Source organism: Burkholderia sp. BCC1988 (assembly GCF_905339895.1).
Taxonomy (GTDB): domain Bacteria; phylum Pseudomonadota; class Gammaproteobacteria; order Burkholderiales; family Burkholderiaceae; genus Burkholderia.
Genome location: NZ_CAJPHA010000027.1, coordinates 66080 through 92228 on the forward strand (window position 1 = coordinate 66080; position 26149 = coordinate 92228).

Below are 26149 nucleotides of genomic sequence, written 5' to 3' on the forward strand. Positions count from 1 at the left end.
AGAATGCCGACGATGGTGGCCCGCCGACGCGCGCGGCGTCAAGCAAGCCCCCACCGCCCGCGCGCTCATTCGGGCTGCGGCGGCAGATACTCCATCTGCGACTCGTCGTACAGCCGGTAGATCAGCGCCTGCATCGCGCGGATGTCCTCCGATTCGTCGAGCATCCGCATGCTCATGATGATCGGCGACACGAGTTTCGGATCGTCGAGCGGCTTGTAGCTGATGTCGTCGCGCTTCAGCCCGTACACGCTGTGCGGCACGACCGACACGCCCTCGCCCATCGCGACGAGCCCGAGCGCGATCTGCAGTTCGCGCGTCTCGTAGATCTTGCGCGGCTGCAGCGCGCGATCATGGAATGCCGCGAGCACCTGGTCCGCATAGCTCGGCCGCGGCGCCTTCGGGAAGATGATCAGCGTGTCGTTCACGAGATCGTGCAGCGACAGCACGGGTTTCGCGCCGTCGAGCACGTGACCGACCGGCAGCGCGACGATCATCCGCTCCTCGCGCAGCACGACGCGCCGCACGCTCGGGTCCTCGTGACGGATGCGCCCGAAGCCCACGTCGATGCGCCCTTCCTTCAGCGCCTTGATCTGGTCCATCGTCGACATCTCGTGCAGGCTCAGCTCGACGGCCGGATACTCGCTGCGAAAGCGCCGGATGATCTTCGGCAGCATCCCGTACAGCGTCGAGCCGACGAACCCGACCGACATGCTGCGCTCGATCTTGCCGACCCGCTTCGTCATCGATTCGAGCTCGGTCGTCTGCGCGAGCAGCTGCACCGCGTGCGAATAGAAGAACCGCCCCGCGTCGGTCAGCTTCAGCGGCCGCGCGTTGCGCTCGAACAGCGGCACGCCGAGCGCGTCCTCGAGCTGCTGGATCTGCCGGCTGAGCGGCGGCTGCGCGATGTGCAGGCGCTCGGCCGCGCGCGTGAAATTCCGCTCCTCGGCAACCGCGACGAAGTAGCGGAGGTGTCTCAACTCCATGTTCGAACCCTCCCGGACAGGCCACGGACGTTCATTCGGCCCCGCGCACACACGTGCCGCGCCGGTCGTCCCGTGAGCGCCTGCTCCCGATGCCATGACGATACCTCAGCCCGCGCCGATACCGGCGCGAGCCGCGCCGCGCCCGCCCTCGCGGGCGGCGCACCGCGCAAAGCCGCAAAGCAAAACGGGAAGCCGTCAGGCTTCCCGTTGCTTCATCGACGCCGCGTCGCGGCAGCGTCCCGACTGCGCGTCATGCCTCGGTCGCGTACAGCGCATCGCGCTGCGCGTCGCTCAGCGAGTCGAGCGGCACGTCCGGCAGCCGATAGCAGATCATCGTGCCGTACAGCTCGGCCAGGCAGTTGCTGCCGGCGTCGAGCGCGTAGCCGTCCTCGCCGTCCGGCGCCGGCGGATACACTTCGCGCCACGCATTGATCGCGGCTTCGATTCGCACGATGGAAACGGGTCCGGCCTTCCGCTCGGCGGGTGATGCGCTCATGGATTCCTCTGGATTGCGCGCTCCGCGGGCCGGGCCGGCCGCGGCGGAACGATGGAAACGCCGGGCGCCGCCGGCCGCCGCAACAGGCGCGCGCCGGATGCCCGATCCGCGCCGCGCTCGTCGCGCCGGCCGGGCCGTGGCCCGGTAGGGTCGGGAAATATAACCGGCTTTGGCCCCGTGCAGCGCAAAGCCGACAAAAAAAGCGGGTTCGGCGGCGGCTGGAACGGTATCGGGAACGACGCACGCGTCGGCTACCGACGTCGGCGGCACACCGCGTCGCCCCGGACGCCCCAACGAAAAACGGGAAGCCCGCGGGCTTCCCGTTTTCATCGCGTACCACGCGGCCGGTGGCCGCACCGGCATCAGCCGACGGTTTCGCGGTTCTCCACGCGCTGCAGCTGCGCGCTGCGGTTCGCGGCCGCCCACGGCGCGATCTCCATGTCCTCGTAGCGCACGAAGCGGCTCTTGTTCAGGAGCCGGTAGCCGAGCCACACGACGAGGAACAGCGGAATGCCGACGTAGGTCGCGGCCACGCCCGCCCAGTCGATCCGGTTCGCGAGAAACGCCTGGTAGTCCTGGCCGAGCGCGATCACGAGACACAGCACGAACGCGAACAGCGGGCCGAACGGAAACCACTTCGACTGGTACGGCAGCTGGTCGACCGCGTAGCCCTGCGTCACGTAGCCCTTGCGGAACCGGTAGTGGCTGATCGCGATGCCGAGCCACGCGATGAAACCCGTCATCCCCGACGTGTTCAGCAGCCACAGGTACACCGTCTTGTCGCCGTACAGCGACGTGAAGAAGCACAGCGCGCCGACGGCGGTCGTCGCGTACAGCGCGTTGCGCGGCACGCCGCCCGGCGACAGCTTCGCGAACAGCCTCGGCGCACGGCCTTCCGTCGCGAGGTTGTAGAGCATCCGGGTCGACGCGTACATGCCCGAGTTGCCGGCCGACAGCACGGCCGTCAGGATCACCGCGTTCATCACGCCGGCCGCGAACGCGAGGCCCGCGTGGCGGAACACGAGCGTAAACGGGCTCACGCCGATGTCGGTCACGTCGCTCTTCAGCAGGTTCGGGTCGGTATACGGAATCAGCACGCCGATCACGAAGATCGCCAGCACGTAGAACAGCAGGATCCGCCAGAACACCTGGCGCACCGCGCGCGGGATCGTCGTGCGCGGATTCTCCGATTCGCCGGCCGCGACGCCGATCAGCTCGGTGCCCTGGAACGAGAAGCCCGCGATCATCGCGACGCCCATCAGCGCCGGCAGGCCGCCCGCGAACGGCGCATCGCCGATCGTCAGGTTGCCCCAGCCGTTGCCCGGCGCGCCCTTCAGAATGCCGAAGATCATCAGCAGGCCGACGCCGATGAACGCGACCACGGTGACGACCTTGATCAGCGCGAACCAGTATTCGGCCTCCCCGAAGCCGCGCACGGTCAGCGCGTTGAGCAGGAACATCACGCCGAGGAACGCGGCGCTCCACCAGACGCCCGGCACGTCCGGGAACCAGTAGTGCATCACGAGCTGCGCGGCGACCAGCTCGACCGCGATCGTCACGGCCCAGTTGTACCAGTAGTTCCAGCCGAGCGCGAAGCCGAAGCCTTCGTCGACGTATTTCGCGCCGTAGGTCGCGAACGAGCCCGACACCGGCATGAACGCGGCCATTTCGCCGAGGCTCGTCATCAGGAAGTAGACCATCAGGCCGATCAGCATGTACGCGACCATCGCGCCGCCGGGGCCGGCCTGCGAGATCGACGCGCCGGACGCGACGAACAGGCCCGTGCCGATCGAGCCGCCGATGGCGATCATCGTCAGATGGCGCGCCTTCAGCGCGCGATGAAGCTTGGGTGGGTTCGCGGACGAACCGGGTTGGTCGGAATTCGGAATTGCGGACATAAACGAGACGAACGTTGAGCGGGCCGGCATCCGGGGCCGGCGCATGCGGGGTCGGAGCGCGTCGCGCCGCCTGCTGCGATGCACTTCGATGCGGCCCCGATACGCATTGCGCGCCGGGCGCCAGCGGCGAAGCGCGGATTCTACCTGATTCGCCGTCGGGACCGCTCGGATCCGGACGCCCCGGCGCCGCATGCCGACGCGGGGTGAGCCGCGACGGTGCACCTCCCCGCCCGATACGCAATCGCGCCGGCGCAATAGCCCGATCCTGTATTAAAACGACAAAATCGATCGATATGCCCTAATAATCAGACAAAATACCGGCTACCCATAATCGCGATTCAAATCGAAACGAACGCCCGGATCACGGTAATGATGCGTAATCGTTCCGAATCGGATTGGCGCATGCATGTTTTGCATCGAGCGGCGAATTTCGGGAATTCGCGAGATAATGCCGACTAATGCGAATTAATCAGAGCGCGGAATCGTCGACGACGCACATATCCGCCGCCTGCCCCGAGGATGATGCCACCCACGCCGCTCGCTACGCTGCGCCGTCATACCGCGACGGCCGTGGCACGCATACTGTCGCCCCGCGGCGTGCTCGTCGCCGGCGTCGTGCTGCTGCTGTTCAGCTGGGGACTCTCGACGTCGCTTTTAATCGAGGCACGCCACGACGCGTATGACCATGCGGTCGAAAATGCGCGCAACCTGATGCTGCTGATCGAGCGCGATATTTCCCGCAATATCGAACTGTATGATCTTTCGCTGCAAAACGTCGTCGACGGGCTCGCCGATCCGGAACTGACGGCATTGCCGCCGCGCCAGCGTCACCGGCTGCTGTTCGACCGCGCCGCGACCGGCGCGTATCTCGGCGCCATTTTCGTGATGGATCCGCACGGCAATATCGTGATCGATTCGGCCGCATCGCCGCCGCGACAAGGCAATTTCGCCGACCGCGAGTATTTCACCGTGCATCGCGACCGGCTCGTGCAGGGCCTCTATATCAGCCGGCCCTATGCGTCCCGGCTGCGCGGCGGCGCGCTGACGATCGCGCTCAGCCGCCGGATCACGCTGGCCGACGGCCGCTTCGGCGGAATCGTCGTCGGCACGCTCAACATCGGCTACTTCCGCGCGCTGCTCGACGGGCTCGCGGTCGGCCAGCACGGCAGCGCGGCGATCGTCGAGGACAACGGCGCGCTCGTCTCGCGCCTGCCGTACGATCCGCGCGTGGTCGGCCTCGACCTCCACCACTCCCCGCTCTTCATCAAGGCGCAGCGCAGCAGCGAAGGCGTGCTGACGGGCGTGGGCGCGATCGACGACGTGCGGCGCATCTACGTCTACAAGCATCTCGCGCATCTGCCGCTGATCGTCGACGTCGCGCCCGCCGAGATCGACATCTACGCGCCGTGGCGCCATCGCGCGATCTGGACCGCCGTGCTGATGGGCCTGTTTACCGTGTTCATCCTGGGAGGCTCGCTCGCGCTGTCGCGCGAACTCGAGCGCCGGCAGGTCACCAAGTTGAATCTGTACCGGCTCGCGCATACCGATTCGCTGACCGGGCTCGACAACCGCGGCACGTTCGATGCCGTGCTCGCGAAGGAGGCGCAGCGCGCGTCGCGCAGCGGCCGGCCGCTGTCGGTGCTGTTCGTCGACGTCGATCATTTCAAGGCGTTCAACGACTACTACGGCCACCTCGCCGGCGACGACGTGCTGCGCCGCGTCGCGCAATCCGCGTCGCGCTGCCTGCGCCGCGACAGCGACCACGTCGCGCGCTACGGCGGCGAGGAATTCGTCGTCACGCTGCCCGATACCGACGCGCAGGGCGCGGCGACCGTCGCCGAAGCGATCCGCCGTGCGATCGCCGGGCTCGACATCGCGCACGTCCGCAGCCCGTACGGGCACGTCACGGCGAGCATCGGCGCGGCGACCAGCGCCGGCGGGCGCGTCAACGCCGCGACGCTGCTGCGGCAGGCCGACGCGGCGCTGTACCACGCGAAGTCCGGCGGCCGCAATCGCGTGTCGAACGCCGAGGCGAATACGGCCGACGCGTGACGCGGCGGCCGGCGGCACCCGCGCCGCGCTGCCGTGGACAGCCCGCGCGCGTTCGGCTAGCGTTACGTCAGCCGCACGTGCGGCGCCGGCCCGCCCGCGCCGCACGCGCATTCCGGCCATCCCGCCGGCCACCCCCGCTCCGTCATGACCGCCCAGCTCCCTGCCCGATTCCCGCCGCTCCTGCGCCACGCGCTCCGTCCCCTGCTGGACCCGTACCGCCGCTACCGGCACGCGAAGCTGATCCATGCGGCGCGCGTCGCGCTCGCGATCCTCGTGTCGATCGCCTTGTCCACCGGGCTGCGCGTGCCGCACGGCGAATGGTCGACGATCACCGTGCTGATCGTCGTCGGCGGGCTGCAGCACCACGGCAACATCCGCAAGAAGGCGGCCGAGCGCGCGCTCGGCACGTCGATCGGCGCGCTCGCGGGGCTCGGGCTGATCCTGCTCTACTCCGTCCTGCACGCGCCGCTCGCGATCTACCTGCTGATGGCGATCGCGTGCGGGCTCTGCGCGTATCACGCGATCGGCAAGGCCGGCTACATCGCGCTGCTGTCGGCGATCACGATGGTGATCGTGGCCGGCCACGGCGACAACGAGATCGTCGACGGCCTGTGGCGTGCGGTGAACGTGCTGACCGGCATCGCGATCGCGCTGGCGTTCTCGTTCGCGCTGCCGCTCTATGCGACCTACTCGTGGCGCTACAAGCTCGCCGACGCGCTGCGCGCGTGCGCGGCCGTGCATGCGCGGCTCGCGGGCGACCGCCACGTGAGCGACGACGCGCACCTGAAGGAAATGGCCGCGCTGAGCGCGCTGCTGGTGCAGCTGCGCTCGCTGATGCCGTCGGTGTCGAAGGAATGCGACATCCCGGTCACGCAGCTCGAGGCGATCCAGCGCGGCCTGCGCCTGTGCATCGGCTACCTGGAGATCCTGTCGAGCACGGTGCCGGCCCGCGACGACCTCGCCGCGCGCGAATACATGCGCATCGAGATGAAGGCGATGAACCGGCGCATCCGCGACACGCTCGTCGGCGCGAGCCGCGCGCTCAAGTTCGGCACGCCGAGCCGGCTCGCACCGCGCCGCCGGCCGGCCGAGCCGCCGCACGACGCCCCGCCGGCGCAGTTGTCGGGCTACGTGTCGATCACCGCCAAGCTGGCCGGCGAAGTGGATCAGTTGCGCGAGAAACTGCTCGATACCGCGCAGGCGTGGAATATCTGAACCTGGAGCTTTGACGATTCGCCGACGGGCGCCTCAGAACATCTTTCATTAGCCTTTCATAAAGGTGGCCCGGCATCCTGAGCGCGGATGCCGCACCGGCCGACCGATCTGGCCCCGCCGATCGGGCGCGCACGCCGGCGCGCCTTCGCCAGTTTCGACCGCCGTCCGAGGCCGTTTCGCGCCGGATTCTCCGGCCGGTTAACCGCCCGTCAGGCCCGTCGCGACAGGCCCGAAGACGTATTGGCGCGAAAATCAGGTCTTGCCCCAACTTCCCGGACAGCCGATACTCGCATATTCCGCGAAATACGATCCCACCGGCTTCAATCCACGGTAATTCCTATGAGCACGATTCTCGAAAGCCTCCCGACCGGCCAGAAGGTCGGTATCGCCTTCTCCGGCGGCCTGGACACCAGCGCCGCGCTGCACTGGATGAAACTGAAGGGCGCCGTCCCGTACGCATACACGGCGAACCTCGGCCAGCCCGACGAAGACGATTACGACGCGATCCCGAAACGCGCGATCGAATACGGCGCAGCCGGCGCCCGCCTGATCGACTGCCGCGCGCAGCTCGTCGCCGAAGGCATCGCCGCGCTGCAAAGCGGCGCGTTCCACATCACGACCGCGGGCGTCACGTACTTCAACACGACGCCGATCGGCCGCGCCGTGACGGGCACGATGCTCGTCGCCGCGATGAAGGAAGACGGCGTCAACATCTGGGGCGACGGCAGCACGTACAAGGGCAACGACATCGAGCGTTTCTACCGCTACGGCCTGCTCGTGAACCCGGACCTGAAGATCTACAAGCCGTGGCTCGACCAGACGTTCATCGACGAACTCGGCGGCCGCGCCGAAATGTCCGAATTCATGAACCAGGCCGGCTTCGCATACAAGATGTCGGCCGAGAAGGCGTATTCGACCGACTCGAACCTGCTCGGCGCGACGCACGAAGCGAAGGACCTCGAAAGCCTCGAAAGCGGCATCAAGATCGTGAACCCGATCATGGGCGTCGCGTTCTGGCGCGACGACGTGAAGATCGCCGCCGAGGAAGTGACGGTGCGCTTCGAAGCCGGCCAGCCGGTCGCGCTGAACGGCGTCGAGTTCAAGGACCAGGTCGAGCTGCTGCTGGAAGCGAACCGCATCGGCGGCCGCCACGGCCTCGGCATGAGCGACCAGATCGAGAACCGCATCATCGAGGCGAAGAGCCGCGGCATCTACGAAGCCCCGGGCCTCGCGCTGCTGTACATCGCATACGAGCGTCTCGTCACCGGCATCCACAACGAAGACACGATCGAGCAGTACCGCGAGAACGGCCGCCGTCTCGGCCGCCTGCTGTACCAGGGCCGCTGGTTCGACCCGCAAGCGATCATGCTGCGCGAAACGGCGCAGCGCTGGGTCGCGCGCGCGATCACCGGCGAAGTGAAGATCGAACTGCGCCGCGGCAACGACTACTCGATCCTGAGCACGAAGTCGCCGAACCTCACGTATCAGCCGGAACGCCTGTCGATGGAGAAGGTGGCGTCGACGTTCTCGCCGCGCGACCGGATCGGCCAGCTGACGATGCGCAACCTCGACATCACCGATACGCGCGACAAGCTGCGCGTGTATTCGCAAGTCGGCCTGCTGACGCCGGGTGAAGCGTCGGCGCTGCCGCAGATCAAGGGCGACGACAAGTAAGTCGCTTCGTTCGACGCCGGGGCGCGTAGCCGATACGCGCTCCGGCCGGGCAGGCCGCATGTGCATCGATGCATGCGCGGCCTGCTGCTTCTTTCTCTTCCTGCTCTACTCGCGCCACCGCGTCACGCGCAAACGGCGCTGCAAGGCTACGGCAATCGTGGCAAGCTGCCAGTCGTCCGATTTCCGGCCCGGCTCATGACTTCCCTCACCGTCATCCACCTGAACGGCCCGATCAACAGCGGCAAGACGACGATCGGTCGCGCACTCGCGCAGCGACTGCCCAATGCGCGCTTCATCGACGGCGACGATCACGACGCGCCCGACGACGCCCCGTTCGACGTGCAGTGGGCGATCGCGCTGGCGCGCCTCGTCAAAGAGATCGCGCAGGCACGCGAACGTCATCTGGTGATCGCCTATCCGATCGGCGACGCGGAATTCGACCGGCTGCGCGCAGCCTGCGACGCACGCGACGCGCGCCTGTTCGTCGTGACACTCGCGCCACCGGAAGCGATCGCGGCGTCGGATCGCGGCACGCGCGCGCTGACGGACTGGGAGCGGCAACGTATCGCCGAGATGTATCGAGAAGGGTATGCGGCGCGCGCGTTCAGCGATTGCTTCGTCGACACGTCGAAAGCGTCGGCCGATGCGTGTGCGCAGAAGATCGCACGAAGCGCGCAGTCGCCGAACGTGTAGCGGGGAAACCGGCGCGCGCGACGGGCGGAAGTCGCGTCACACCGCGTAGTGGGCAAAGGCCTCGCTCACGCGAGCGCCGGCACCCTCCACACAGTCGCCACGTCCGGCAACACGCGCTGCCTGCCATTCAATGATGATGCCGCACCCCCGCCACGACCTGCTCGCGCGCGCCCTTGCGGCTCAGCATCAGCGTGACGACCGCCGACACCGCGAGCGTGCCCGCCACCACGTACAGCCCGGCCGCGTAGCCGCCCGTCACGTTCTTCAGCCAGCCGATCGCGAACGGCCCGACGAAGCCGCCGAGGTTGCCGATCGAGTTGATCATCGCGATCCCCGCGGCCGCGCCGGCGCCTGACAGGAACGCGCTCGGCATCGCCCACAGCGGCGCCTTCGCGGCGCTGATCCCGATGTTGACGACGACCAGCGCGAGCACGGTCAGGAGCGCGGTGCTCGCCTGCCCCGCGAACACGAAGCCGATGCACGCGAGCACGCACGGAATCACGACATGCCACGTGCGTTCGCCGGTGCGATCCGAATGCCGTGCCCAGCCGATCATCGCGACGACCGCGGCGATGCTCGGGATGCCGGTCAGCAGGCCCGTCTGCCACGCGGTGAAGCCGAACTGCCTGACCATCAGAGGCGCCCAGAGGCCGAGCGTATAGAGCCCCGCCGACGTGCCGAAGTAGATCAGCGCGAGCGCCAGCACGCGCGGGTCGCGCAGCGCCTGCCACGCGCCGGCCGTGTGCCCGGCATGCGCGTGCCGCGCGTCGGCCTCGGACTTCAGCTTCGCGACCAGCCAGTCGCGCTCGTCCGGCCGCAGCCACGCGGCCTTCGACGGCGCATCGGTCAGGCACTTCAGCACGACGAAGCCGAGCAGCACTGCGGGCAGCGCCTCGACGATGTACAGCATCTGCCAGTCGGCGAGCCCGAACATCGGCGGCATCTGCATGATCGCGCCCGACAGCGGCGAGCCGATCGCGGTCGAGATCGGCGCGGCCGCCATGAACCACGCGGCCGCCACCGCGCGCTGCTTCGCGGGAAACCACAGGCTCAGGTACAGGATGATGCCGGGGAAGAAGCCGGCTTCCGCGATGCCGAGCAGGAAGCGCAGCACGTAGAAGCTCGTCGGCCCGGCTGCGAACGCGGACACCGCCGACACGATGCCCCACGTGATCATCACGCGCGCGATCCAGATGCGTGCGCCGACGCGATGGAGAATCAGGTTGCTCGGCACTTCGAACAGAAAGTAGCCGATGAAGAACAGGCCGCCGCCGAGTCCGAACGCGGTCGGCGACAGGCCGATCGCCTTGTTCATCGTCATCGCCGCGAAGCCGACGTTGACGCGATCGAGAAAGCTGACGAAGTAAAGCAGCATCACGAACGGAATGATGCGCCACATCAGTTTCCGCGCGACGCGGGTTTCCAGATCCGCTTGCATGTGTCTCCTCCTTCGAGGTCGAGCCGCGCGCTGTCCGCGCGGGCTCGGTGGGTACCGCCGGCATTACGACGAAGCGTGCGCGCCGGCACCCGGCTCGCGTCGAATGCGCGAGTCGCGGGCAAAAAAATCCGGGGGGCGGCGAATGGAAGGCGACCGGCTGCGCTTGCGGCCGTCGCCGTTCTCGTCGCCGTTCTCGTTACTGTCAGGCGGCGACCGCCGCGTGCGCGACGCGCTCGCAGACGGCGGCCGTCACCTGCGCGGTCGTCGCGCTGCCGCCGAGGTCGCGCGTATGCAGCGACGGATCGGCCGTCACGGCCTCGATCGCCTGCATCACGCGCGCGGCCGCTGCCGTCTCGCCGAGATGCTCGAGCAGCATCACGGCCGACCAGAACGTGCCGACCGGATTCGCGAGGCCCCGGCCCATGATGTCGAACGCGGAGCCGTGGATCGGCTCGAACATCGACGGATAGCGGCGCTCGGGATCGATGTTGCCGGTCGGCGCGATGCCGAGGCTGCCCGCCAGCGCGGCCGCGAGATCGCTGAGGATGTCCGCGTGCAGGTTGGTCGCGACGATCGTGTCGAGCGACGCCGGGCGGTTCACCATGCGCGCGGTCGCGGCGTCGACGAGTTCCTTGTCCCACGTGACGTCGGGGAATTCCTGCGCGACCTGCTTCGCGATCTCATCCCACATCACCATCGCGTGACGCTGCGCGTTGCTCTTCGTGATGACGGTCAGCAGCTTGCGCGGACGCGACTGCGCGAGCCGGAATGCGAAGCGCATGATGCGTTCGACGCCGGCACGCGTGAGGATCGACACGTCGGTCGCCGCCTCGATCGGATGCCCCTGGTGCACGCGGCCGCCGACGCCCGCGTATTCGCCCTCCGAGTTCTCGCGCACGATCACCCAGTTCAGGTCGGCCGGCCCGCAGCGCTTCAGCGGCGCGTCGATGCCGGGCAGGATGCGCGTCGGCCGCACGTTCGCGTACTGGTCGAAGCCCTGGCAGATCTTCAGGCGCAGGCCCCACAGCGTCACGTGGTCGGGCACGTCGGGGTCGCCCGCCGAGCCGAACAGGATCGCGTCCTTGCCGCGCAGCGCGTCGAGACCGTCGGCCGGCATCATCGCGCCGTGCAGGCGGTAGTAATCGGCGCCCCAGTCGAAATCCTCGAACTCGAACGCAAAGCGGTCGCTGCCGCGGGCCAGCGCTTCCAGCACCTGCTTGGCCGCCGGCACCACTTCCTTGCCGATGCCGTCGCCGGGAATGGTCGCGATACGGTAGGTCTTCATGCTGACATCCTCGATTGATCGTGAGCGTGAACGCACTTTACCGAACCGGAAGTGCGGAAACCGGGGCTATACTCAAAGCATCTTTAACTTCAATTCACGAATCACGTCATGGCGGATACCGTCCAGCCGGCCGATCTCGGCTTCTTCTCGACGCTGGCCGCGGCGGGCAGCCTGAGCGCGGCCGCGCGCGAGCTCGGGCTGACCGCGGCGGCCGTCAGCAAGCGGCTCACGCAGATGGAGCGGCGCGCGGGCGTGACGCTCGTCAACCGCACGACGCGGCGCATGATGCTGACGCCCGAGGGCGACGTGTATCTCGACTACGCGCGCCGGATCCTCGATCAGATGGACGAACTGGGCGAACTGCTCGGCAGCGCGCGGCAGCGGCCGAAGGGGCTGCTGCGCGTGAACGCGACGCTCGGTTTCGGGCGCAGCCACGTCGGCCCGGCGATCTCGCGCTTCGTCGCGCGTTTTCCGGAGGTGTCGGTGCAGTTGCAACTGTCGGTGATGCCGCCGCCGCTCACCGACGACGCGTTCGACGTGTGCATCCGCTTCGGCGAGCCGCCCGATACGCGCGTCGTCGCGCGACGGCTCGCGCCGAACCGCCGGCTGCTGTGCGCGGCGCCCGCGTATCTCGCGCGGCACGGCACGCCGGGCACGCCGCACGAACTGACGCGGCACAACTGCATCGGCATCCGGCAAGGCGACGAAGGCTACGGGATCTGGCGGCTGGCGAGCGGACGCGGCGCGGCGCGCAACACGGAAGCCGTGCGGATCAACGGCAACCTGACGACGAACGACGGCGAGATCGCGGTGAAATGGGCGCTCGACGGGCACGGCATCCTGATGCGCGCCGAGTGGGATATCCGCGACTTTCTGGCCGACGGGCGCCTCGTCGTCGTGCTGCCCGACTACGAAACGCCGAGCGCGGATATCTACGCGGTGTATGCGCAGCGGCATCAGATGTCCGCGCGGATACGGGCGTTCGTGGATTTTCTGGCGGGGGAGCTGGGTGGGTGACGGGAGGCGGGCGGATGCCAATATTTCGGCTATTTTTCATAAAAAACGCCAAAATATTTACACTTTCACCCATGAGACACTATCGGGATGCCGCTTACCTCAAGCCAAAGTGCTATTATTTTGGCGTTATTCCACAAAAAGCGCTGAAATATTAGCTCCGACCATGGCCAAGAAGACTGCCCCGCTCTTGCCGGCATCCAGTCGGCTGCTCGTCGACTTCGGCGAGCGGCTGAAGTTGGCGCGTCTGCGCCGAAAGCTGACGGCCAAGCAGGTCGCGGAACGCGCGGGCATGTCGCCGATGACGCTTCGCTCACTCGAGGCGGGCAGTTCGGGGGTAACGATGGGGGCCTATCTTTCCGTCATGCAGACGCTCGGGCTCCAGGGTGATCTGGAAAAGCTAGCCGCCGCGGACCCGCTCGGCCGCCAGCTTCAGGACGCCCGACTCGCCACGCCGCGGCGCTCGAAGCAAGTGGCTTCGACACCGGTCGCGGCAGCGCTGCACACGTCCGGCAAGCGCGCTAGCGCGAGCGTTTCTCCCACCGCCCAAGCCGACGGAACAGCGACGACGGCATTCGGTCGCGCAGTGCCTGACGAGAATCGCGGCACGACCGCCGCGGATCTGACCGCATTGCTGAAACCCGTGGGCAAGCGACACGGAGGGGCGACCAGGAAATGACGACCATCTCCGTCTATGCAGACTGGGACGGCCTGCCCGCTCCCCGAAAACTCGGTCTTCTGCACAGTCGACAGACACGTGCCAGCGAACGGTTCGAATTCCAGTACGACGCGGTTGCGCTGGATGCACCCGAGTTCGCCGGCGTGCAACTCGACCCCGGGATCGGCCTCTTCGAAGGACCGCAATATCCGGTGCCGCCGCGGCACGCGTTCGGCGCGTTCGCCGATTCGAGCCCCGATCGATGGGGCCGCATGCTGATGGATCGCCGGCTGGAGCGTGACGTTCGCGCAGGTCTCCGGCCGAAGGGCACGCGACTCCATGAGTCGGACTACCTGCTCGGCGTCCACGACCTCTATCGAGTCGGCGCATTGCGCTACAAGCTCGACGACACCGGAGAATTTCTCGATGACCGCATCGATCTCGCCGCGCCGCCGTTTGCGGAGATTCGCGAACTGGAGCAAGCCAGTCGGGCACTGGAGGAAGACGTCGACAATATCGCCCCGGACGGTCGCGACTGGCTATCGATGCTCATCGCACCCGGCGGCTCGCTCGGTGGCGCCAGACCAAAAGCCAGCGTGGCCGACGACCGCGGGCACCTGTATATCGCCAAGTTCCCGAGCGCACGGGACGACTACGACGTTGGCGGCTGGGAAATGGTCGTCAATGCACTGGCGGTCGGCTGCGGCCTGAACGTCGCCCACGCCGAAGCGCGAAAATTCGCCAGCGATTACCACTGCTTCCTGGTGCGACGCTTTGATCGGACCGCTAATGGACGTCGGCTGCATTTTGCCTCGGCCATGACGATGACCGGCCATGTCGACGGCGACGACGCATCGACCGGTGTCAGCTACCTGGAACTGGCGGAAGTTCTCATGCGACATGGCGCGCAACCGAACGCCGACCTGCGCGAACTGTGGGCCCGGATCGTCTTCAACCTTCTCGTCTCGAATACCGACGACCATCTTCGCAATCACGGGTTCATGCTCGAACCGGCTGCGGGCTGGCGACTCTCCGCGGCCTACGATATGAATCCCGTCGCCGTAGCCGATGGTCTGAAGCTCAACATCACGGAAGCGGATAACGCGCTGAACCTCGAACTCGCTCGCGAGGTATGTGAATATTTCCGGCTGAGCCTGAAGGATGCCGACGAGATCATCGATGATTTCCGCGGCGTCGTCGGCCAATGGCGCACGCTCGCGACACGACTCGCGCTTTCTGCCCGGGAACAGGAGCGCATGGCCGACGCGTTTCGCCTCGCAAGCACCTGAGCTCCCGTTCATTCGTTCGACGCCCCGCCGTCACGCCGCGGCCGCCAGCCTCCCGTCTGGCTCGCACGCGGCGATCGCCGGCGCCGCCATCTGCCGCAGCGCTGCCCCAGGCACGCTCACACCGGCCCGGTCCTGCGCGGCATCCTCGAAACGCTCCGCGACCCAGTCGACGAACGCGCGCACGCCCGGCGACACGTGCCGGCGCTTCGCATAGACGGCCGACACCGAAACCGCGCCCGGCCGCCACCGCGGCAGCACTTCCTGCAAATGTCCCGCGTCGATCAGCGGCTGCGCGACGACACGCGGCGGCTGGATCAACCCGAGGCCATGCACGCCGCAAGCCAGGTACGCCTGCTCGTCGTCGACGCTGACGATGCCGTCGAGCCGGATCTTGCGCACCGCGCCATCGATCGCGAATTCGAGTTCGGCCGTGCGCTGGGCCGACGCGAACGCGCCGCTGACCGCGCGATGCCCGGCAAGCGCATCGAGCGAACGCGGCACGCCGCAGCGCTCGAGATACGCGGGGCTCGCGCAGGTCACGCGCTCGAGTGCGCCGAGCGGGCGCGCAACCAGCGACGAATCGGGCAGCGCGCCCAGCCGGATGCTGCAGTCGACCGCATCGCCGATCAGGTCGGCCGCGCGTCCGGAAACGCCCAGCATCAGCACGAGTTCCGGATGGCGCGCATGGAACGCGCCAAGCGCCGGCAGCACGATCGCGTCCGCCACCGCTCCCGGCAACTCGACGCGCAGCGGCCCGCTCGGATGCCGCGCCGCGTTGCGCAGGCTCGCTTCGAGTTCGTCGACGTCCGCGGTGATGCGCTGGCACCGCCGGTAATACGCGTCGCCTTCCGGCGTCGCCCGCAGCGCGCGCGTCGTGCGCACCAGCAACGGCATGCCGAGCGCCGCCTCGAGTTCCTGCACGGTGCGCGTCGCGGTCGCGCGCGAAATGCCGAGCGAGTGCGCCGCGCGCGTAAAGCTGTTCATCTCGACGATGCGCGTGAAGATGCGCATCGCGCGAATCGGATTGTCCACCGGAAACTCCCGCGGAATACGGCATCACGCCTCGCGCGCGAACGCGACGCGGCGCATGCCTGTCAGTGAGCGAGCCGCGCCGCCGGCGCGGCGACCGGTTCAGTCGCGCGTGGCAGCGGCCGCGCGGGCCGGCTCGGCCAGCAGCTGCCGTGCCAGCGCGAGCGCCTCGTCACGATTCGCCGCCGCGTTCAACGGATAACCCCAGACCTTCTCGAACGCGGCCGAGAACGCATCGAGCGCCGCGCGCCGCTGCGCGTCGGGCTCGACCGCGATCATCGCGGGAATCCATTCGCGCGATTGCGCGCGATTCGCCTTGCTCCATTTCGCGAGCTGCTTGCGCATCTCGTGATCCTGCGCATCGCGATCGTCGCCGGACGGTGCATCGTCGGTCAGGAACACGAAACGTTCGCGGCGCGCGAGCAACGCGTCGAGCTCGGCCAGCAAGTGCGCGGGATCGCTCGACGGCGAACGCGCGTAACGCAACCACACCAACGGAAATTCAGTCGTGACGATCTGCATGTCGGCCTCCAAATGAGAATGATTCTCATGTTAGAGATCGACGCCCGTCCCGTCATTTCTCGTGCCGGCCAACCGCTTGTTCGATCCGGCCAAGCACGCGCGTGTGACGACCTGGCACGGCACGGCTCAGCACGGCACGGTCAGCGCTGCCGGTCGGTCAGGTATTGGGTCGGCGACTTGCCGGTCGCCTTGCGGAACATCGTCACGAAGCTGCTCGCGCTCTCGTAGCCGAGGTCGATCGCGATCTGGTGCACGCGGCGGCCCGCCGTCAGCATCCGCAGCGACAGCGCGACGTGCAGCCGCCGGCGCCAGTCGCCGAGGCTCATGCCGAGTTCCTTCGCGGCGAGCCGCGTGAGGCTGCGCTCGCTGACGCCGGCGCGGCGCGCGAGTTCGGGCAGCGGCGACTTGTCGGCCGGGTCGTCGAGCAGGTGATCGATCAGCCTGCGCAGCCGGCGGTCGGCCGGCATCGGCAGATACAGGTCCTCGACCGGCGCCGCGACGAGTTCGTCGAGCAGCGTCGCCATCAGCCGCCCCTGCGGACCGTCGACGTCGTACAGGCTCGGGAAGCTCGCGGCCTTCAGCAGCAGTTCGCGCAACAGCGGCGACATGCCCAGCGTGCAGCAGCGCGCCGGCAGGCCGGGCGCCGCATCGGGCTCGACCAGCACCGCGTAGAACGTCGCGCCGGCCGAACCGCGCGCCGAATGCGTGACGCCGCCCGGAATCCATACCGTGCATTGCGGCGGTGCGCTCCACACGCCGCCGTCGATCTCGCAATAGATGACGCCGCTCAGCGTGTACAGCAGTTGCGCCTGCGGATGGCTGTGCCGTTCGAGCCGCCATTCGGGCTCGACGACCGAGCCGCCGAACACGACGAGCGGACGCGGCACGTGATAGACGTCGGCGTCGGCAGCGGGGTCGGTAACGGGTGGCAGGTCGCGCATGGAGCGATGGTGTCGAAAGCGGCCGGACGGCGTGCCCGCGCGGCCTTTCGTGCTTATACCAGAAAGGCGCCGGCGCGGCTGCGCGGTTCCCGGCCGGCATCGGCAGACGCGCGCCGATCCGAATACAATGCGTCGATCCCCCGCCGCCTCGCCAACCTTGCCGGAGCCGCCATGTTCGACCTGACCACGCTGGCCACCTTCACCGCCGTCGTCCTGGGCCTGTTCCTGATCCCGGGCCCCGCCGTGCTGCTCGTGCTGAGCCGCACCGTGCAGGGCGGCCGCAAGACCGGCATCCTGACCGGCCTCGGCGTCGCGAGCGGCGACTTCGTGCATACGCTGTTTGCCGCCGTCGGGCTGTCGGCGCTGCTGATGACGTCGGCGCTCGCGTTCAACGTCGTGAAGCTGGTCGGCGCGGCTTACCTCATCTACCTCGGCGTGCGCGCGCTGCTCGACGGGCCGTCCGATCCGTCGCTGCCGAAGGTGCCGCCCGTCACGCCGCTGACGGCGTACCTGCAGGCGATTCCCGCCGAAGTGCTGAACCCGAAGACCGCGCTGTTCTTCCTCGCGTTCATGCCGCAGTTCGTGCATCCGGAACGCGGCTCGACGTTCGTGCAGTTCGCGGTGCTCGGGCTGATCTTCGTCGTGCTCAGCTCGCTCTATACGACGCTGATCGCATGCTCGATCCGCCCGCTCGGCCGCGTCGTGAAGCGGCTTGCGTGGCTCACGCGCTGGCAGGGAAAGATCATCGGCTCGATCTTCATCGCGCTCGGGCTGCGCGTCGCGGTGCAGCAGCGCTGACGCGGGTTTCGCGTGACGTCCGACGCGGCAACCGCCGGCGAAATCCTCTATGCCGATCCGCGTCTCGTCGCGGTCTACGACCGGTTCAACGCGGGGGACCGCGACTTCGCGTTCTACGCATCGCGCCTCGGCACCGCGCGGCAACGGATTCTCGATCTCGGCTGCGGCACCGGCACGTTCGCGCGCCGGCTTGCGGCGGCCGGACACGACGTCATCGCGATCGACCCCGCACCCGCGATGATCGACCATGCGCGACGCCAGCCGGGCGCCGGCGCGGTGCGCTGGCTCGCGTGCGATCTCGGCGGCCTGCCGCCCGGCGCGCCGTTCGATGCCGTCGTGATGACCGGGCACGCGTTCCAGTGCCTGCTGACCGACGCGGAGATCGATGCGACGCTGTGCGGCGCGCGGCGCGTGCTGGCCGACGGCGGGCGCTTCCTGTTCGAAACCCGCAATCCGCGTGTCGAGCCGTGGCTCGGCTGGACTCCGGCGGCGTCGGCCACCCGCATCGATTCACCCGAATTCGGCAGCGTCGAACTCCATCATGCGGTGACCGCGGTCGACGGTCCGATCGTGTCGTTCGACACGGTCTACCGGTTTCATCGCGACGATACGCAAGTGAAGAACGCGAGCCGGCTGCGCTTCATCGCGCAACCCGACCTGCAGGCGCGTGTCGCGGCCGCCGGCTTCTCGTCCGCCGACTGGTGCGGAGACTGGAACGGTGCGCCGTTCGACGACGCGGCCAGCGCGGAGATCATCGCGATCTGCCGCGCATGAATGGTGAAACATCGTTCACGCGCGGCTACCGCGCAGCGAGCATCCGCGAATCGAGCCTGACCCGGTCGCGTCGTACCCCGATTCGGCCAACGCACGTCGGCCGGCAGCCAGTGAAGAAAACGACAAGAATAGATGGAAGCATCACGCTTTGAAGAGCTTGCGCCGGACGACTGAAGGGGCGATCGAAGGTGAAGCAAATGAGTAACGATGATTTTCAGGTGATGGAACTGGCGAACGGCAAGCCGGTGAAGATGTGGACACAAGGCGTCGCGGTCGAGGACGACGCGCGCACGCAATTGCGCAACACCGCGCAGATGCCGTTCATCTTCAAGCACGTCGCGGTGATGCCGGACGTCCACCTCGGCAAGGGCTCGACGATCGGCAGCGTGATCCCGACGAAGGGCGCGATCATCCCGGCCGCGGTCGGCGTCGACATCGGCTGCGGGATGATGGCCGCGCGCACGACGCTCACGGCGGCGGACCTGCCGGACGCACTCGGCGCGCTGCGCAGCGCGATCGAACGCGCGGTGCCGCACGGCCGCGCGCCGGGGCGCCGCGATCCCGGCGCATGGGGCGATCGCACGCCGGCCGCCGTGACCGAGTCGTGGAAATCGCTGCTGCCGGGCTTTCAGCGGATCGTCGGCAAGTATCCGAAGCTGGAGAAGACGAACCACTACGCGCATCTGGGCACGCTCGGCACGGGCAACCACTTCATCGAGGTGTGCATCGACGAAGCGGATCGCGTGTGGTTCATGCTGCACAGCGGCTCGCGCGGCGTCGGCAACGCGATCGGCAGCCTGTTCATCGAACTCGCGCAGGCCGACATGCGGCAGCACATCGCGAACCTGCCGGATCGCAACCTCGCGTATTTCACCGAGGGCAGCCGGCACTTCGACGATTACGTCGAAGCGGTGGGCTGGGCGCAGGACTACGCGCGCCGCAACCGGCAGGCGATGATGGACGCGGTGATCGGCGCGGCGCGCGGCGTGATCGCGAAACCGTTCGCGGTCGACGAGCACGCGGTGAACTGCCACCACAACTACGTGCAGCGCGAACGCCACTTCGGCGAGGACGTGCTCGTCACGCGCAAGGGAGCCGTATCCGCGCAGAAGGGACAGCTCGGCATCATTCCGGGTTCGATGGGCGCGAAAAGCTTCATCGTGCGCGGGCTCGGCAATCCGGAGAGCTTCTGTTCGTGCAGCCACGGCGCCGGCCGCGCGATGAGCCGGACCGAAGCGAAGCGCCGCTTCACGGTCGACGACCAGGTCAAGGCGACGCGCGGCGTCGAATGCCGGAAGGACGCGGGTGTCGTCGACGAGATCCCGATGGCCTACAAGGACATCGATGCGGTGATGGCAGCGCAGCGCAGCCTTGTCGAAGTGGTGCACACGCTGCGTCAGGTGGTGTGCGTGAAAGGATAGCGCGGCGCGCGGCCGAAGGCCGGGCGGCCGCGCTCGATGAAAGATCCGTGGCCGCGACCGTATCGCACGTCCGGTGCGGCCGACGACCGCGGTGATGCGCCACCTTCAAGTCACGCGCCGACGATCGAGATCGAAAACCCGTCCCAGCCCTTCAGCCCGACCGTCTGCAAGGCGGTCGTCGTGAGGTTCGGCTCGGCGACGATCCGCGCGAACCCGTCGCGCACGCCGACGACGTCCGGCTCACGGTTGTCCGGATCGGCCACGCGCCCGCCCCGCACGACGTTGTCGACGACGATCACCGTGCCGGGCCGCGACAGTTTCAGCGCGGCGTCCAGATAAGCGGCGTTGTTGTCCTTGTCCGCGTCGATGAAGATGAAGTCGAACGGCGCCTCGCCCGCATCGACGAGCCGCGCGAGGCTGTCCTTCGCGCTGCCGACCACCACCGACACGACATCCGCGAACCCGGCGCGCGCGATGTTCCGCGTCGCGACCTTCGCGTGATCGGGGTTCAGTTCGAGCGTCACGAGCCGGCCGTCCGGCGGCAACGCGCGCGCGAGCCAGATCGTGCTGTAGCCGCCGAGCGTGCCGACTTCGAGGATGCGCCGTGCGCCGCGAATCGTCGCGAGCAGCTGCAGCAGCTTGCCCTGGTTCGGCGCGACGTTGATCGCGGGTAGCCCGGCCGCGTCGCTCGCCGCGAGCGCGGCGTCGAGCGCGTCGTCGGTCGGCACGAGCGTCGCGGAGAAATACGCATCCACCTTGTTCCACTGATCCTGGTCCATCGCGCACCCTTCATCCGAGGAAAAACCCATTCTATGCGCGGCGGCCCCATAAGCAACAAACCATTCGTTCTAAGGACGGCAGCACACCTGCTCCTATAATCGCTCGACCACGACAACAACAGATGGAGCACTCATGACCGATCAGGCCTCTTCGAACTGGCGCCTCGAAACCATCGCCGTGCACGGCGGCTATCGACCCGACCCGACCACGCGCGCGGTCGCGGTGCCGATCTACCAGACCGTTGCGTACGCATTCGACGACACGCAGCACGGCGCAGACCTGTTCGACCTGAAGGTCCAGGGCAACATCTACACGCGGATCATGAACCCGACGACCGACGTGCTCGAACAGCGGATCGCCGCGCTCGAAGGCGGCATCGGCGCGCTGGCGCTGGCGTCGGGCCAGGCGGCCGTCACGTACGCGATCCAGACGATCGCGGAAGCCGGCGACAACATCGTGTCCGCCAGTTCGCTGTACGGCGGCACCTACAACCTGTTCGCGCATACGCTGCCGCAATACGGCATCACGACGCGCTTCGCCGATCCGCGCGACCCCGCGTCGTTCGAGCCGCTGATCGACGCGCGCACGAAGGCGATCTTCGCGGAATCGGTCGGCAATCCGCTCGGCAACGTGACCGACATCGCCGCGCTCGCGGAAGTCGCGCATCGCCACGGTATCCCGCTGATCGTCGACAACACGGTGCCGTCGCCGTACCTGCTGCGTCCGTTCGAACACGGCGCGGACATCGTCGTGCACTCGCTGACGAAGTATCTCGGCGGCCACGGCACGAGCCTCGGCGGCGCGATCGTCGATTCGGGCAAGTTCCCGTGGGCGCAGCACGCGGACCGCTTCAAGCGGCTCAACGAGCCCGACGTCAGCTATCACGGTGTCGTCTACACCGAAGCGTTCGGGCCGGCCGCGTATATCGGCCGCGCGCGCGTCGTGCCGCTGCGCAACATGGGCGCGGCGATCTCGCCGTTCAACGCGTTCCAGATCCTGCAAGGCATCGAGACGCTCGCGCTGCGCATCGAGCGCATCAGCGACAACGCGCTGAAGATCGCGCAGCATCTCGCGCGCCATGAACACGTCGAATGGGTGAACTACGCCGGGCTGCCCGATCACCCGGATCATGCGCTCGTCGCGCGCTACCTGTCGGGCCGCGCGCCCGGCATCCTGACGTTCGGCGTGAAGGGCGGACGCGACGGCGGCGCGAAGTTCCAGGATGCGCTGAAGCTGTTCACGCGGCTCGTCAACATCGGCGACACGAAGTCGCTCGCGACGCATCCGGCCTCGACGACGCACCGCCAGCTGTCGCCGGCCGAGCTCGCGAAGGCCGGCGTGAAGGAGGAAACGGTACGGCTGTCGATCGGCATCGAGCACATCGACGACCTGCTCGCCGACCTCGACCAGGCGCTCGCGCAGCTGTGAGCCGATGCGGGCGTGCCGACACGCCCGCTTCAAGGTGTTCAATCCCCGGTCGATGCCGGGGGTCGCAGCACCCGCATCGGCGCCTACGGCTACGCGAGGGATCGTCAATCTCGGGCTGCGCCATTGCTTCTGATCGGAATATCGACCGCACACCGATACGCGCGTGACGAAAACTTCATCTTCCGATCAGGTTCGCGATGGATCGTGTCGCTACCATTGAATGCGTGACGGGTGATGCCCGTTGCGAACCACGCAAGCGTATCGCTGTCGCACGGCACGATCACGCGTTGGCCCGGACACTGCGAGTGCCGGGCCTTTTTTTTGCTTGTTTGCGGAATTCCGTGGACAGGGCTTGCCGATCCGGTTCGGCCAACCGCACGTTCACGAAGCAGCCATCTATCCGGTGCGGGATCGTTCAAAGCGATACGAACCGCGACGACCCCCGTGCATCCATCGGATTGCTATGAGCGTCGCTTGGGGTTCCACGCCTTGTGTACGAACTCGAGACGGTTGCCGTCGAGGTCGGCGACGTTGGCGGCGTAGTAGCCGGGGGCGAAGTAGGTACGATCCGCCGGTCTTCCCTCATCGATGCCGCCGGCCTTGATTGCGGCTGCGTAGGCAGCATCGACGAGTTCGTTCGTATCGCAGACGATCCCCAGGTAAAGCCCGGTCTCGCCTGGCTGACGTTTGCGTAGCCAGATGCTTGATCCAACCCCCTCTCCCTTGCCGTACACATCGTCGCCGATGCCGTAGAGATCAGGGACGCTCGCCGGGCCATTCGCGGAGTCGTAGTTGCCGAATACGCTCCAGCCGAGTGGCTTCAGGGCTTCGGAGTAGAAGATCAGCGACTTCTCGATGTCGGTGACAGAGATGTAAACGTCATCGATCATTTGCCCGCCTTCGACGTGGATCGGTGCTGTTCGTGCATAACTATAGTCGACAGCCGCGCATGTGGCGCGGGGATATGACTGCATCGAGGCGTGACGTTGCGCTTCGGGAACAGGCACGGATGCGTGTTCACGTAGAAGTTCGGATTGCCGCATCGATGCCCCGCATGGTCGATCTGTTCGCCGGGCATCAGGCCGGTGGGCACCGCATCGCGCACGGCCTTCGGCGCGGACGATCCGACGGTTCCGGCTTCGGCCGTCGGCAGGCGACATGCTCCGCTTCCCGCTCATCGCATGCATGACCCGAACATGACGATTGCATCATGTCGGCCGGGCCCGCACGTCACGCCCCGCCCCGCCCCGCCCCGCCCCGCAATCTGACGCATTTGTCATCTGCCGATCACGGTCACGCTCGGCGGCTTTCGCATACTGGGCTCATGGATCGCCACCCGGCGGCCTCATCAAGGAGAGCTCCATGAAAACGGCAAGACTCGCAGCCCTGTTCGTCACCGCCACGCTGTCGCTCGGCGTCGCCTCGCAAGCCGCCTTCGCGCAAACGCACACTCAAACGCAGGGCAAGACCCGCGCGGAAGTCATCGACGAACTCAAGCAGGCGCAGCACGACGGCGTGGTGCCGACGAGCAAGACGCAGTACCCGCCGACCAGCGAGATCATCGCGCGCAACAAGGAACTTCACGGGATCTCGGTGCATGCCGGCGCGAAGTCGCCCCAGGCCGACAATCACGACAGGCTCGCGACGCGCTGATGCGAGTCAGGCGTGGGTGCTGCCCGGCGATCGCAGGCGGCGTGCCGCGCGCCGCCGGATCGCGGCGAACGTGCGGCCGCGCCGTGCGGTGCGATCGCAGCACCGCAGGAAGGTGAAGTTCGGGCAGACGACACTGCCGGCTCGACAGTGTCCGCAACGCAACCTTACGAGTTGCCCCGCTTCGCACGCCGGCGTTGCACCAGCCAGTCGAGCAACTGCCGCCCGTCGCGTTCGCCGAACCATCGCGCATGCCCGATCAGATAACCGTCGTACGCAACATCGACGATATCCGGTGCATTGACGATGCAGCCGAAATACGCGACTTCCGACAGCGCGAATTCGGTATGCACGATCGGCAGCATCGCGACCAGCGCCGCATACGCGTCGTCGCTCAGCGGTTCGAGCGATTCGTAGCCGTCGAGCAGCGCGCCGATCTGTTCATGCTCGACGCGACGTGCATCGGCCGGCGCCAACCAGTCGATCGCATTGCGTTCGATCGCGAGCGCGAGATCCATGACGGCACACGTGCGATCCGACAGGCCGAAATCGAGCACGGTCCGCACCTGCGCGCCGGGCGCGGCGTCGGTCCACAGCAGATTCGACGCATGCCAGTCGCCGTGCGTCCACAGCGGCGCCAGCGCGGGCAGCAGCGGCACGAGGCGCGCGTGATACGGACCGATCGCGTCCGCGACATCGCCGCGCCAGTCGCGCGTGCCGAGCGCGCGCACCAGCAGCGGCTGCGCATCGACCCAGCGTTCGAGCGCACCGGGAAGATCGGCGGACGACAGCACCCGGAAACTCGACAGCAGCGTGCGCACGGGCCGCGCGGGCGCATCGTAGCCGGCCGACGCGCGATGCAGTTCGGCCAGCGCGCGGCCTGCCGCGTACGCATGCGAAGGATGCGTGAACGGCTGCCACGACATCACGCCGCGATACGCATCCACACCTGGCGCCACCACGTGCACTTCATAGGTCCAGTCGCCGGATGCGAACGCGGTCGCGCCGTCGCGACCGGCGAGCACGTCGGCGACCGGCACACCGCGATCGCGCAGATGCGCGATGAAGCGATGCTCCTCCTCGAGCCCGGCGACGTCGCGCAGGCTCGCGTGGTGACGCTTGACGAACAGCGCGCGCGCGTCGGTCGTGTGCACCAGCACCGCCGCCGAGAACGGTCGCGGGCTGTGCCACGTAAGCCGCGCCGGCGCGCCGACGCCATCGATCCGCGCAAGCACGCCCGCGACTTCGTCGTGCGTCATCAGCGGCCAGTCGCGTTCGGCCTGCTCGCCGTCGACACCGAATTGCGGCGGCGCGACGTCCCGCATGTCGGCGACGTCACGCGATGCAGGCGCGTCCGGCTCGAGTGGAAATGACATGAACGACGTCGCTCCGTAGTTGAATCAGCCCGCCGGGCTCGCCGTCGCGCGCAGCGCATTCGCCGTCCGGCTCCAGTCGCGCCAGCCGACGACGGCGAGCGCGATGAACAGCGCGTAGAGTCCGGCCGTCAGATACAGCGCCTTGAACACGAACATCCCGACGTACACGACGTTCACGACGATCCACAGCCCCCACGACGCGATGTAGCGCCGCGCGGTCCAGTATTGCGCGACGAGGCTGAACGCGGTCAGCGACGCATCGACGAACGGCAGCGCCGCATCGGTCCAGCGCGCCATCATCCCGCCGAGCAGCGCGCTGCCGACGACGGCCGCGATCAGGTCCGGCAGCATCTGCCGCGGCCGCACGCCGGTGACGGGCGCGACGTCGCCTTGCGGCGCAGCGCCGCCGCCCGCCTCGAGCGTACGCTGCGCGATCCAGCGGCGCCAGCCGTACACCTGCAGCACCGCGAACGCGCCCTGCAGCAGCATGTCGGAATACAGCTTCGCGTCGATGAAGATCCAGCCGTACAGCGCGACCGACGCGAGCCCGACCGGCCAGCACAGCATGCGCCGCTTCGCGGTCAGCCAGATCGCGAGCGCGCTGACGATCACGCCGGCGATTTCGAGTGGGGACATCGTCTGTGCTCTCCTGGTTGGCTGCCGGGGCCGCGCATCACGCGGCCGGGTCCGGACGATCAGAAATCATAGGTCAACGACACGCGCGCGGTGCGCGGT

The 26149-nt window shown here is 67.7% G+C and carries 24 protein-coding genes; 12 read left to right on the plus strand and 12 right to left on the minus strand.

Translation table 11 applies throughout. The features are described from left to right. Positions 1-65: 65 nt before the first annotated feature. From U4012_RS30655 to U4012_RS30665, 3 genes are all read right to left on the minus strand, one after another. Positions 66-983, minus strand: a complete 918-nt coding sequence (locus tag U4012_RS30655; RefSeq protein ID WP_044848082.1) for a LysR family transcriptional regulator — start codon at positions 981-983, stop codon at positions 66-68. Between the two features lie 250 nt (positions 984-1233). Next, positions 1234-1479, minus strand: coding sequence for a DUF3717 domain-containing protein (locus tag U4012_RS30660; RefSeq protein ID WP_044848083.1), 246 nt, complete (start codon positions 1477-1479; stop codon positions 1234-1236). Positions 1480-1841: 362 nt separating this feature from the next. Continuing rightward, positions 1842-3377, minus strand: coding sequence for an amino acid permease (locus U4012_RS30665; RefSeq protein WP_321803144.1), 1536 nt, complete (start codon positions 3375-3377; stop codon positions 1842-1844). A 519-nt stretch (positions 3378-3896) separates the two neighbouring features. On the opposite strand from U4012_RS30665, the gene U4012_RS30670 reads away from it, so the two are divergent. From U4012_RS30670 to U4012_RS30685, 4 genes are all read left to right on the plus strand, one after another. Then, the gene (locus U4012_RS30670) at positions 3897-5429 is read left to right on the plus strand and encodes a diguanylate cyclase (RefSeq protein WP_409362709.1); all 1533 of its coding nucleotides are present in this window, start codon (positions 3897-3899) and stop codon (positions 5427-5429) included. A gap of 144 nt (positions 5430-5573) precedes the next feature. After that, positions 5574-6644 (plus strand): FUSC family protein, encoded by a 1071-nt coding sequence (locus U4012_RS30675; RefSeq protein WP_044848085.1) that lies wholly within the window; start codon positions 5574-5576, stop codon positions 6642-6644. 339 nt (positions 6645-6983) lie between these two features. Beyond that, entirely contained in the window at positions 6984-8318 is a 1335-nt protein-coding gene (argG, locus tag U4012_RS30680; protein ID WP_044848086.1) for an argininosuccinate synthase, read from the plus strand. A 195-nt stretch (positions 8319-8513) separates the two neighbouring features. Then, a complete protein-coding gene (locus U4012_RS30685) occupies positions 8514-9011 on the plus strand; it encodes a shikimate kinase (protein ID WP_321803147.1) in 498 nt (165 codons plus the stop codon). 127 nt (positions 9012-9138) lie between these two features. Here U4012_RS30685 and U4012_RS30690 read toward each other — a convergent pair whose 3' ends face one another. Next, positions 9139-10449, minus strand: coding sequence for an MFS transporter (locus tag U4012_RS30690; protein WP_321803149.1), 1311 nt, complete (start codon positions 10447-10449; stop codon positions 9139-9141). A 202-nt stretch (positions 10450-10651) separates the two neighbouring features. After that, positions 10652-11734, minus strand: a complete 1083-nt coding sequence (locus U4012_RS30695; RefSeq protein ID WP_321803151.1) for a tartrate dehydrogenase — start codon at positions 11732-11734, stop codon at positions 10652-10654. Between the two features lie 108 nt (positions 11735-11842). On the opposite strand from U4012_RS30695, the gene U4012_RS30700 reads away from it, so the two are divergent. The 3 genes from U4012_RS30700 to U4012_RS30710 all read left to right on the plus strand — a co-directional run bounded on the left by U4012_RS30700 (position 11843) and on the right by U4012_RS30710 (position 14695). Continuing rightward, on the plus strand, positions 11843-12751 hold the full coding sequence (locus U4012_RS30700) for a LysR substrate-binding domain-containing protein (protein ID WP_321803153.1): 909 nt from the start codon (positions 11843-11845) through the stop codon (positions 12749-12751). A 163-nt stretch (positions 12752-12914) separates the two neighbouring features. Further along, entirely contained in the window at positions 12915-13427 is a 513-nt protein-coding gene (locus U4012_RS30705; protein WP_321803155.1) for a helix-turn-helix transcriptional regulator, read from the plus strand. Further along, entirely contained in the window at positions 13424-14695 is a 1272-nt protein-coding gene (locus U4012_RS30710) for a HipA domain-containing protein (protein WP_321803157.1), read from the plus strand. The genes U4012_RS30705 and U4012_RS30710 overlap by 4 nt, the downstream gene beginning before the upstream one ends. A 30-nt stretch (positions 14696-14725) precedes the next feature. Here U4012_RS30710 and U4012_RS30715 read toward each other — a convergent pair whose 3' ends face one another. The 3 genes from U4012_RS30715 to U4012_RS30725 all read right to left on the minus strand — a co-directional run bounded on the left by U4012_RS30715 (position 14726) and on the right by U4012_RS30725 (position 17187). After that, positions 14726-15727: a LysR family transcriptional regulator gene (locus tag U4012_RS30715; RefSeq protein WP_321803159.1), complete on the minus strand. Its 1002-nt coding sequence runs from the start codon at positions 15725-15727 to the stop codon at positions 14726-14728. Positions 15728-15826: 99 nt separating this feature from the next. Next, a complete protein-coding gene (locus U4012_RS30720; protein WP_321803160.1) occupies positions 15827-16246 on the minus strand; it encodes an ATP--cob(I)alamin adenosyltransferase in 420 nt (139 codons plus the stop codon). 140 nt (positions 16247-16386) lie between these two features. After that, complete coding sequence (locus tag U4012_RS30725) at positions 16387-17187, minus strand: AraC family transcriptional regulator (RefSeq protein WP_124528898.1); 801 nt, start codon at positions 17185-17187, stop codon at positions 16387-16389. A 171-nt stretch (positions 17188-17358) separates the two neighbouring features. On the opposite strand from U4012_RS30725, the gene U4012_RS30730 reads away from it, so the two are divergent. The 3 genes from U4012_RS30730 to U4012_RS30740 all read left to right on the plus strand — a co-directional run bounded on the left by U4012_RS30730 (position 17359) and on the right by U4012_RS30740 (position 20180). Next, entirely contained in the window at positions 17359-17985 is a 627-nt protein-coding gene (locus U4012_RS30730; RefSeq protein WP_044848096.1) for a LysE family translocator, read from the plus strand. A 12-nt stretch (positions 17986-17997) separates the two neighbouring features. Beyond that, positions 17998-18759 carry a class I SAM-dependent methyltransferase gene (locus U4012_RS30735; protein WP_321803162.1) on the plus strand — a complete coding sequence of 254 codons (762 nt, stop codon included), beginning with the start codon at positions 17998-18000 and terminating at the stop codon, positions 18757-18759. 197 nt (positions 18760-18956) lie between these two features. Beyond that, positions 18957-20180 carry an RtcB family protein gene (locus U4012_RS30740; RefSeq protein ID WP_321803163.1) on the plus strand — a complete coding sequence of 408 codons (1224 nt, stop codon included), beginning with the start codon at positions 18957-18959 and terminating at the stop codon, positions 20178-20180. A 110-nt stretch (positions 20181-20290) separates the two neighbouring features. On the opposite strand, the gene U4012_RS30745 is transcribed toward U4012_RS30740, so the two are convergent. Further along, a complete protein-coding gene (locus U4012_RS30745) occupies positions 20291-20959 on the minus strand; it encodes an O-methyltransferase (protein WP_044848099.1) in 669 nt (222 codons plus the stop codon). Between the two features lie 133 nt (positions 20960-21092). On the opposite strand from U4012_RS30745, the gene U4012_RS30750 reads away from it, so the two are divergent. Beyond that, the gene (locus tag U4012_RS30750) at positions 21093-22388 is read left to right on the plus strand and encodes an O-acetylhomoserine aminocarboxypropyltransferase/cysteine synthase family protein (RefSeq protein WP_044848100.1); all 1296 of its coding nucleotides are present in this window, start codon (positions 21093-21095) and stop codon (positions 22386-22388) included. Between the two features lie 461 nt (positions 22389-22849). Here U4012_RS30750 and U4012_RS30755 read toward each other — a convergent pair whose 3' ends face one another. Further along, a complete protein-coding gene (locus U4012_RS30755; protein WP_321803166.1) occupies positions 22850-23278 on the minus strand; it encodes a VOC family protein in 429 nt (142 codons plus the stop codon). A 472-nt stretch (positions 23279-23750) separates the two neighbouring features. Here U4012_RS30755 and U4012_RS30760 point away from each other — a divergent pair, with 472 nt between their 5' ends. Then, on the plus strand, positions 23751-24041 hold the full coding sequence (locus tag U4012_RS30760) for a DUF4148 domain-containing protein (protein ID WP_321803168.1): 291 nt from the start codon (positions 23751-23753) through the stop codon (positions 24039-24041). A 164-nt stretch (positions 24042-24205) separates the two neighbouring features. Here U4012_RS30760 and U4012_RS30765 read toward each other — a convergent pair whose 3' ends face one another. Both U4012_RS30765 and pnuC read right to left on the minus strand, forming a co-directional pair. Beyond that, complete coding sequence (locus tag U4012_RS30765; RefSeq protein ID WP_321803169.1) at positions 24206-25414, minus strand: phosphotransferase enzyme family protein; 1209 nt, start codon at positions 25412-25414, stop codon at positions 24206-24208. Positions 25415-25438: 24 nt separating this feature from the next. Then, a complete protein-coding gene (gene pnuC, locus U4012_RS30770) occupies positions 25439-26050 on the minus strand; it encodes a nicotinamide riboside transporter PnuC (RefSeq protein ID WP_321803171.1) in 612 nt (203 codons plus the stop codon). Positions 26051-26149: the final 99 nt, after the last annotated feature.

Coding starts and splice junctions, on each gene's coding strand:
- U4012_RS30660 (WP_044848083.1), bottom strand. CDS start 1,479: ATGAGCGCATCACCCGCCGAGCGGAAGGCCGGACCCGTTTCCATCGTG.
- U4012_RS30705 (WP_321803155.1), top strand. CDS start 12,915: ATGGCCAAGAAGACTGCCCCGCTCTTGCCGGCATCCAGTCGGCTGCTC.
- U4012_RS30740 (WP_321803163.1), top strand. CDS start 18,957: ATGAGTAACGATGATTTTCAGGTGATGGAACTGGCGAACGGCAAGCCG.
- U4012_RS30760 (WP_321803168.1), top strand. CDS start 23,751: ATGAAAACGGCAAGACTCGCAGCCCTGTTCGTCACCGCCACGCTGTCG.
- U4012_RS30720 (WP_321803160.1), bottom strand. CDS start 16,246: ATGCAGATCGTCACGACTGAATTTCCGTTGGTGTGGTTGCGTTACGCG.
- U4012_RS30675 (WP_044848085.1), top strand. CDS start 5,574: ATGACCGCCCAGCTCCCTGCCCGATTCCCGCCGCTCCTGCGCCACGCG.
- U4012_RS30700 (WP_321803153.1), top strand. CDS start 11,843: ATGGCGGATACCGTCCAGCCGGCCGATCTCGGCTTCTTCTCGACGCTG.
- U4012_RS30655 (WP_044848082.1), bottom strand. CDS start 983: ATGGAGTTGAGACACCTCCGCTACTTCGTCGCGGTTGCCGAGGAGCGG.
- U4012_RS30710 (WP_321803157.1), top strand. CDS start 13,424: ATGACGACCATCTCCGTCTATGCAGACTGGGACGGCCTGCCCGCTCCC.
- argG (WP_044848086.1), top strand. CDS start 6,984: ATGAGCACGATTCTCGAAAGCCTCCCGACCGGCCAGAAGGTCGGTATC.
- pnuC (WP_321803171.1), bottom strand. CDS start 26,050: ATGTCCCCACTCGAAATCGCCGGCGTGATCGTCAGCGCGCTCGCGATC.
- U4012_RS30685 (WP_321803147.1), top strand. CDS start 8,514: ATGACTTCCCTCACCGTCATCCACCTGAACGGCCCGATCAACAGCGGC.
- U4012_RS30745 (WP_044848099.1), bottom strand. CDS start 20,959: ATGGACCAGGATCAGTGGAACAAGGTGGATGCGTATTTCTCCGCGACG.
- U4012_RS30725 (WP_124528898.1), bottom strand. CDS start 17,187: ATGCGCGACCTGCCACCCGTTACCGACCCCGCTGCCGACGCCGACGTC.
- U4012_RS30750 (WP_044848100.1), top strand. CDS start 21,093: ATGACCGATCAGGCCTCTTCGAACTGGCGCCTCGAAACCATCGCCGTG.
- U4012_RS30665 (WP_321803144.1), bottom strand. CDS start 3,377: ATGTCCGCAATTCCGAATTCCGACCAACCCGGTTCGTCCGCGAACCCA.
- U4012_RS30755 (WP_321803166.1), bottom strand. CDS start 23,278: ATGATCGATGACGTTTACATCTCTGTCACCGACATCGAGAAGTCGCTG.
- U4012_RS30690 (WP_321803149.1), bottom strand. CDS start 10,449: ATGCAAGCGGATCTGGAAACCCGCGTCGCGCGGAAACTGATGTGGCGC.
- U4012_RS30695 (WP_321803151.1), bottom strand. CDS start 11,734: ATGAAGACCTACCGTATCGCGACCATTCCCGGCGACGGCATCGGCAAG.
- U4012_RS30765 (WP_321803169.1), bottom strand. CDS start 25,414: ATGTCATTTCCACTCGAGCCGGACGCGCCTGCATCGCGTGACGTCGCC.
- U4012_RS30670 (WP_409362709.1), top strand. CDS start 3,897: ATGATGCCACCCACGCCGCTCGCTACGCTGCGCCGTCATACCGCGACG.
- U4012_RS30730 (WP_044848096.1), top strand. CDS start 17,359: ATGTTCGACCTGACCACGCTGGCCACCTTCACCGCCGTCGTCCTGGGC.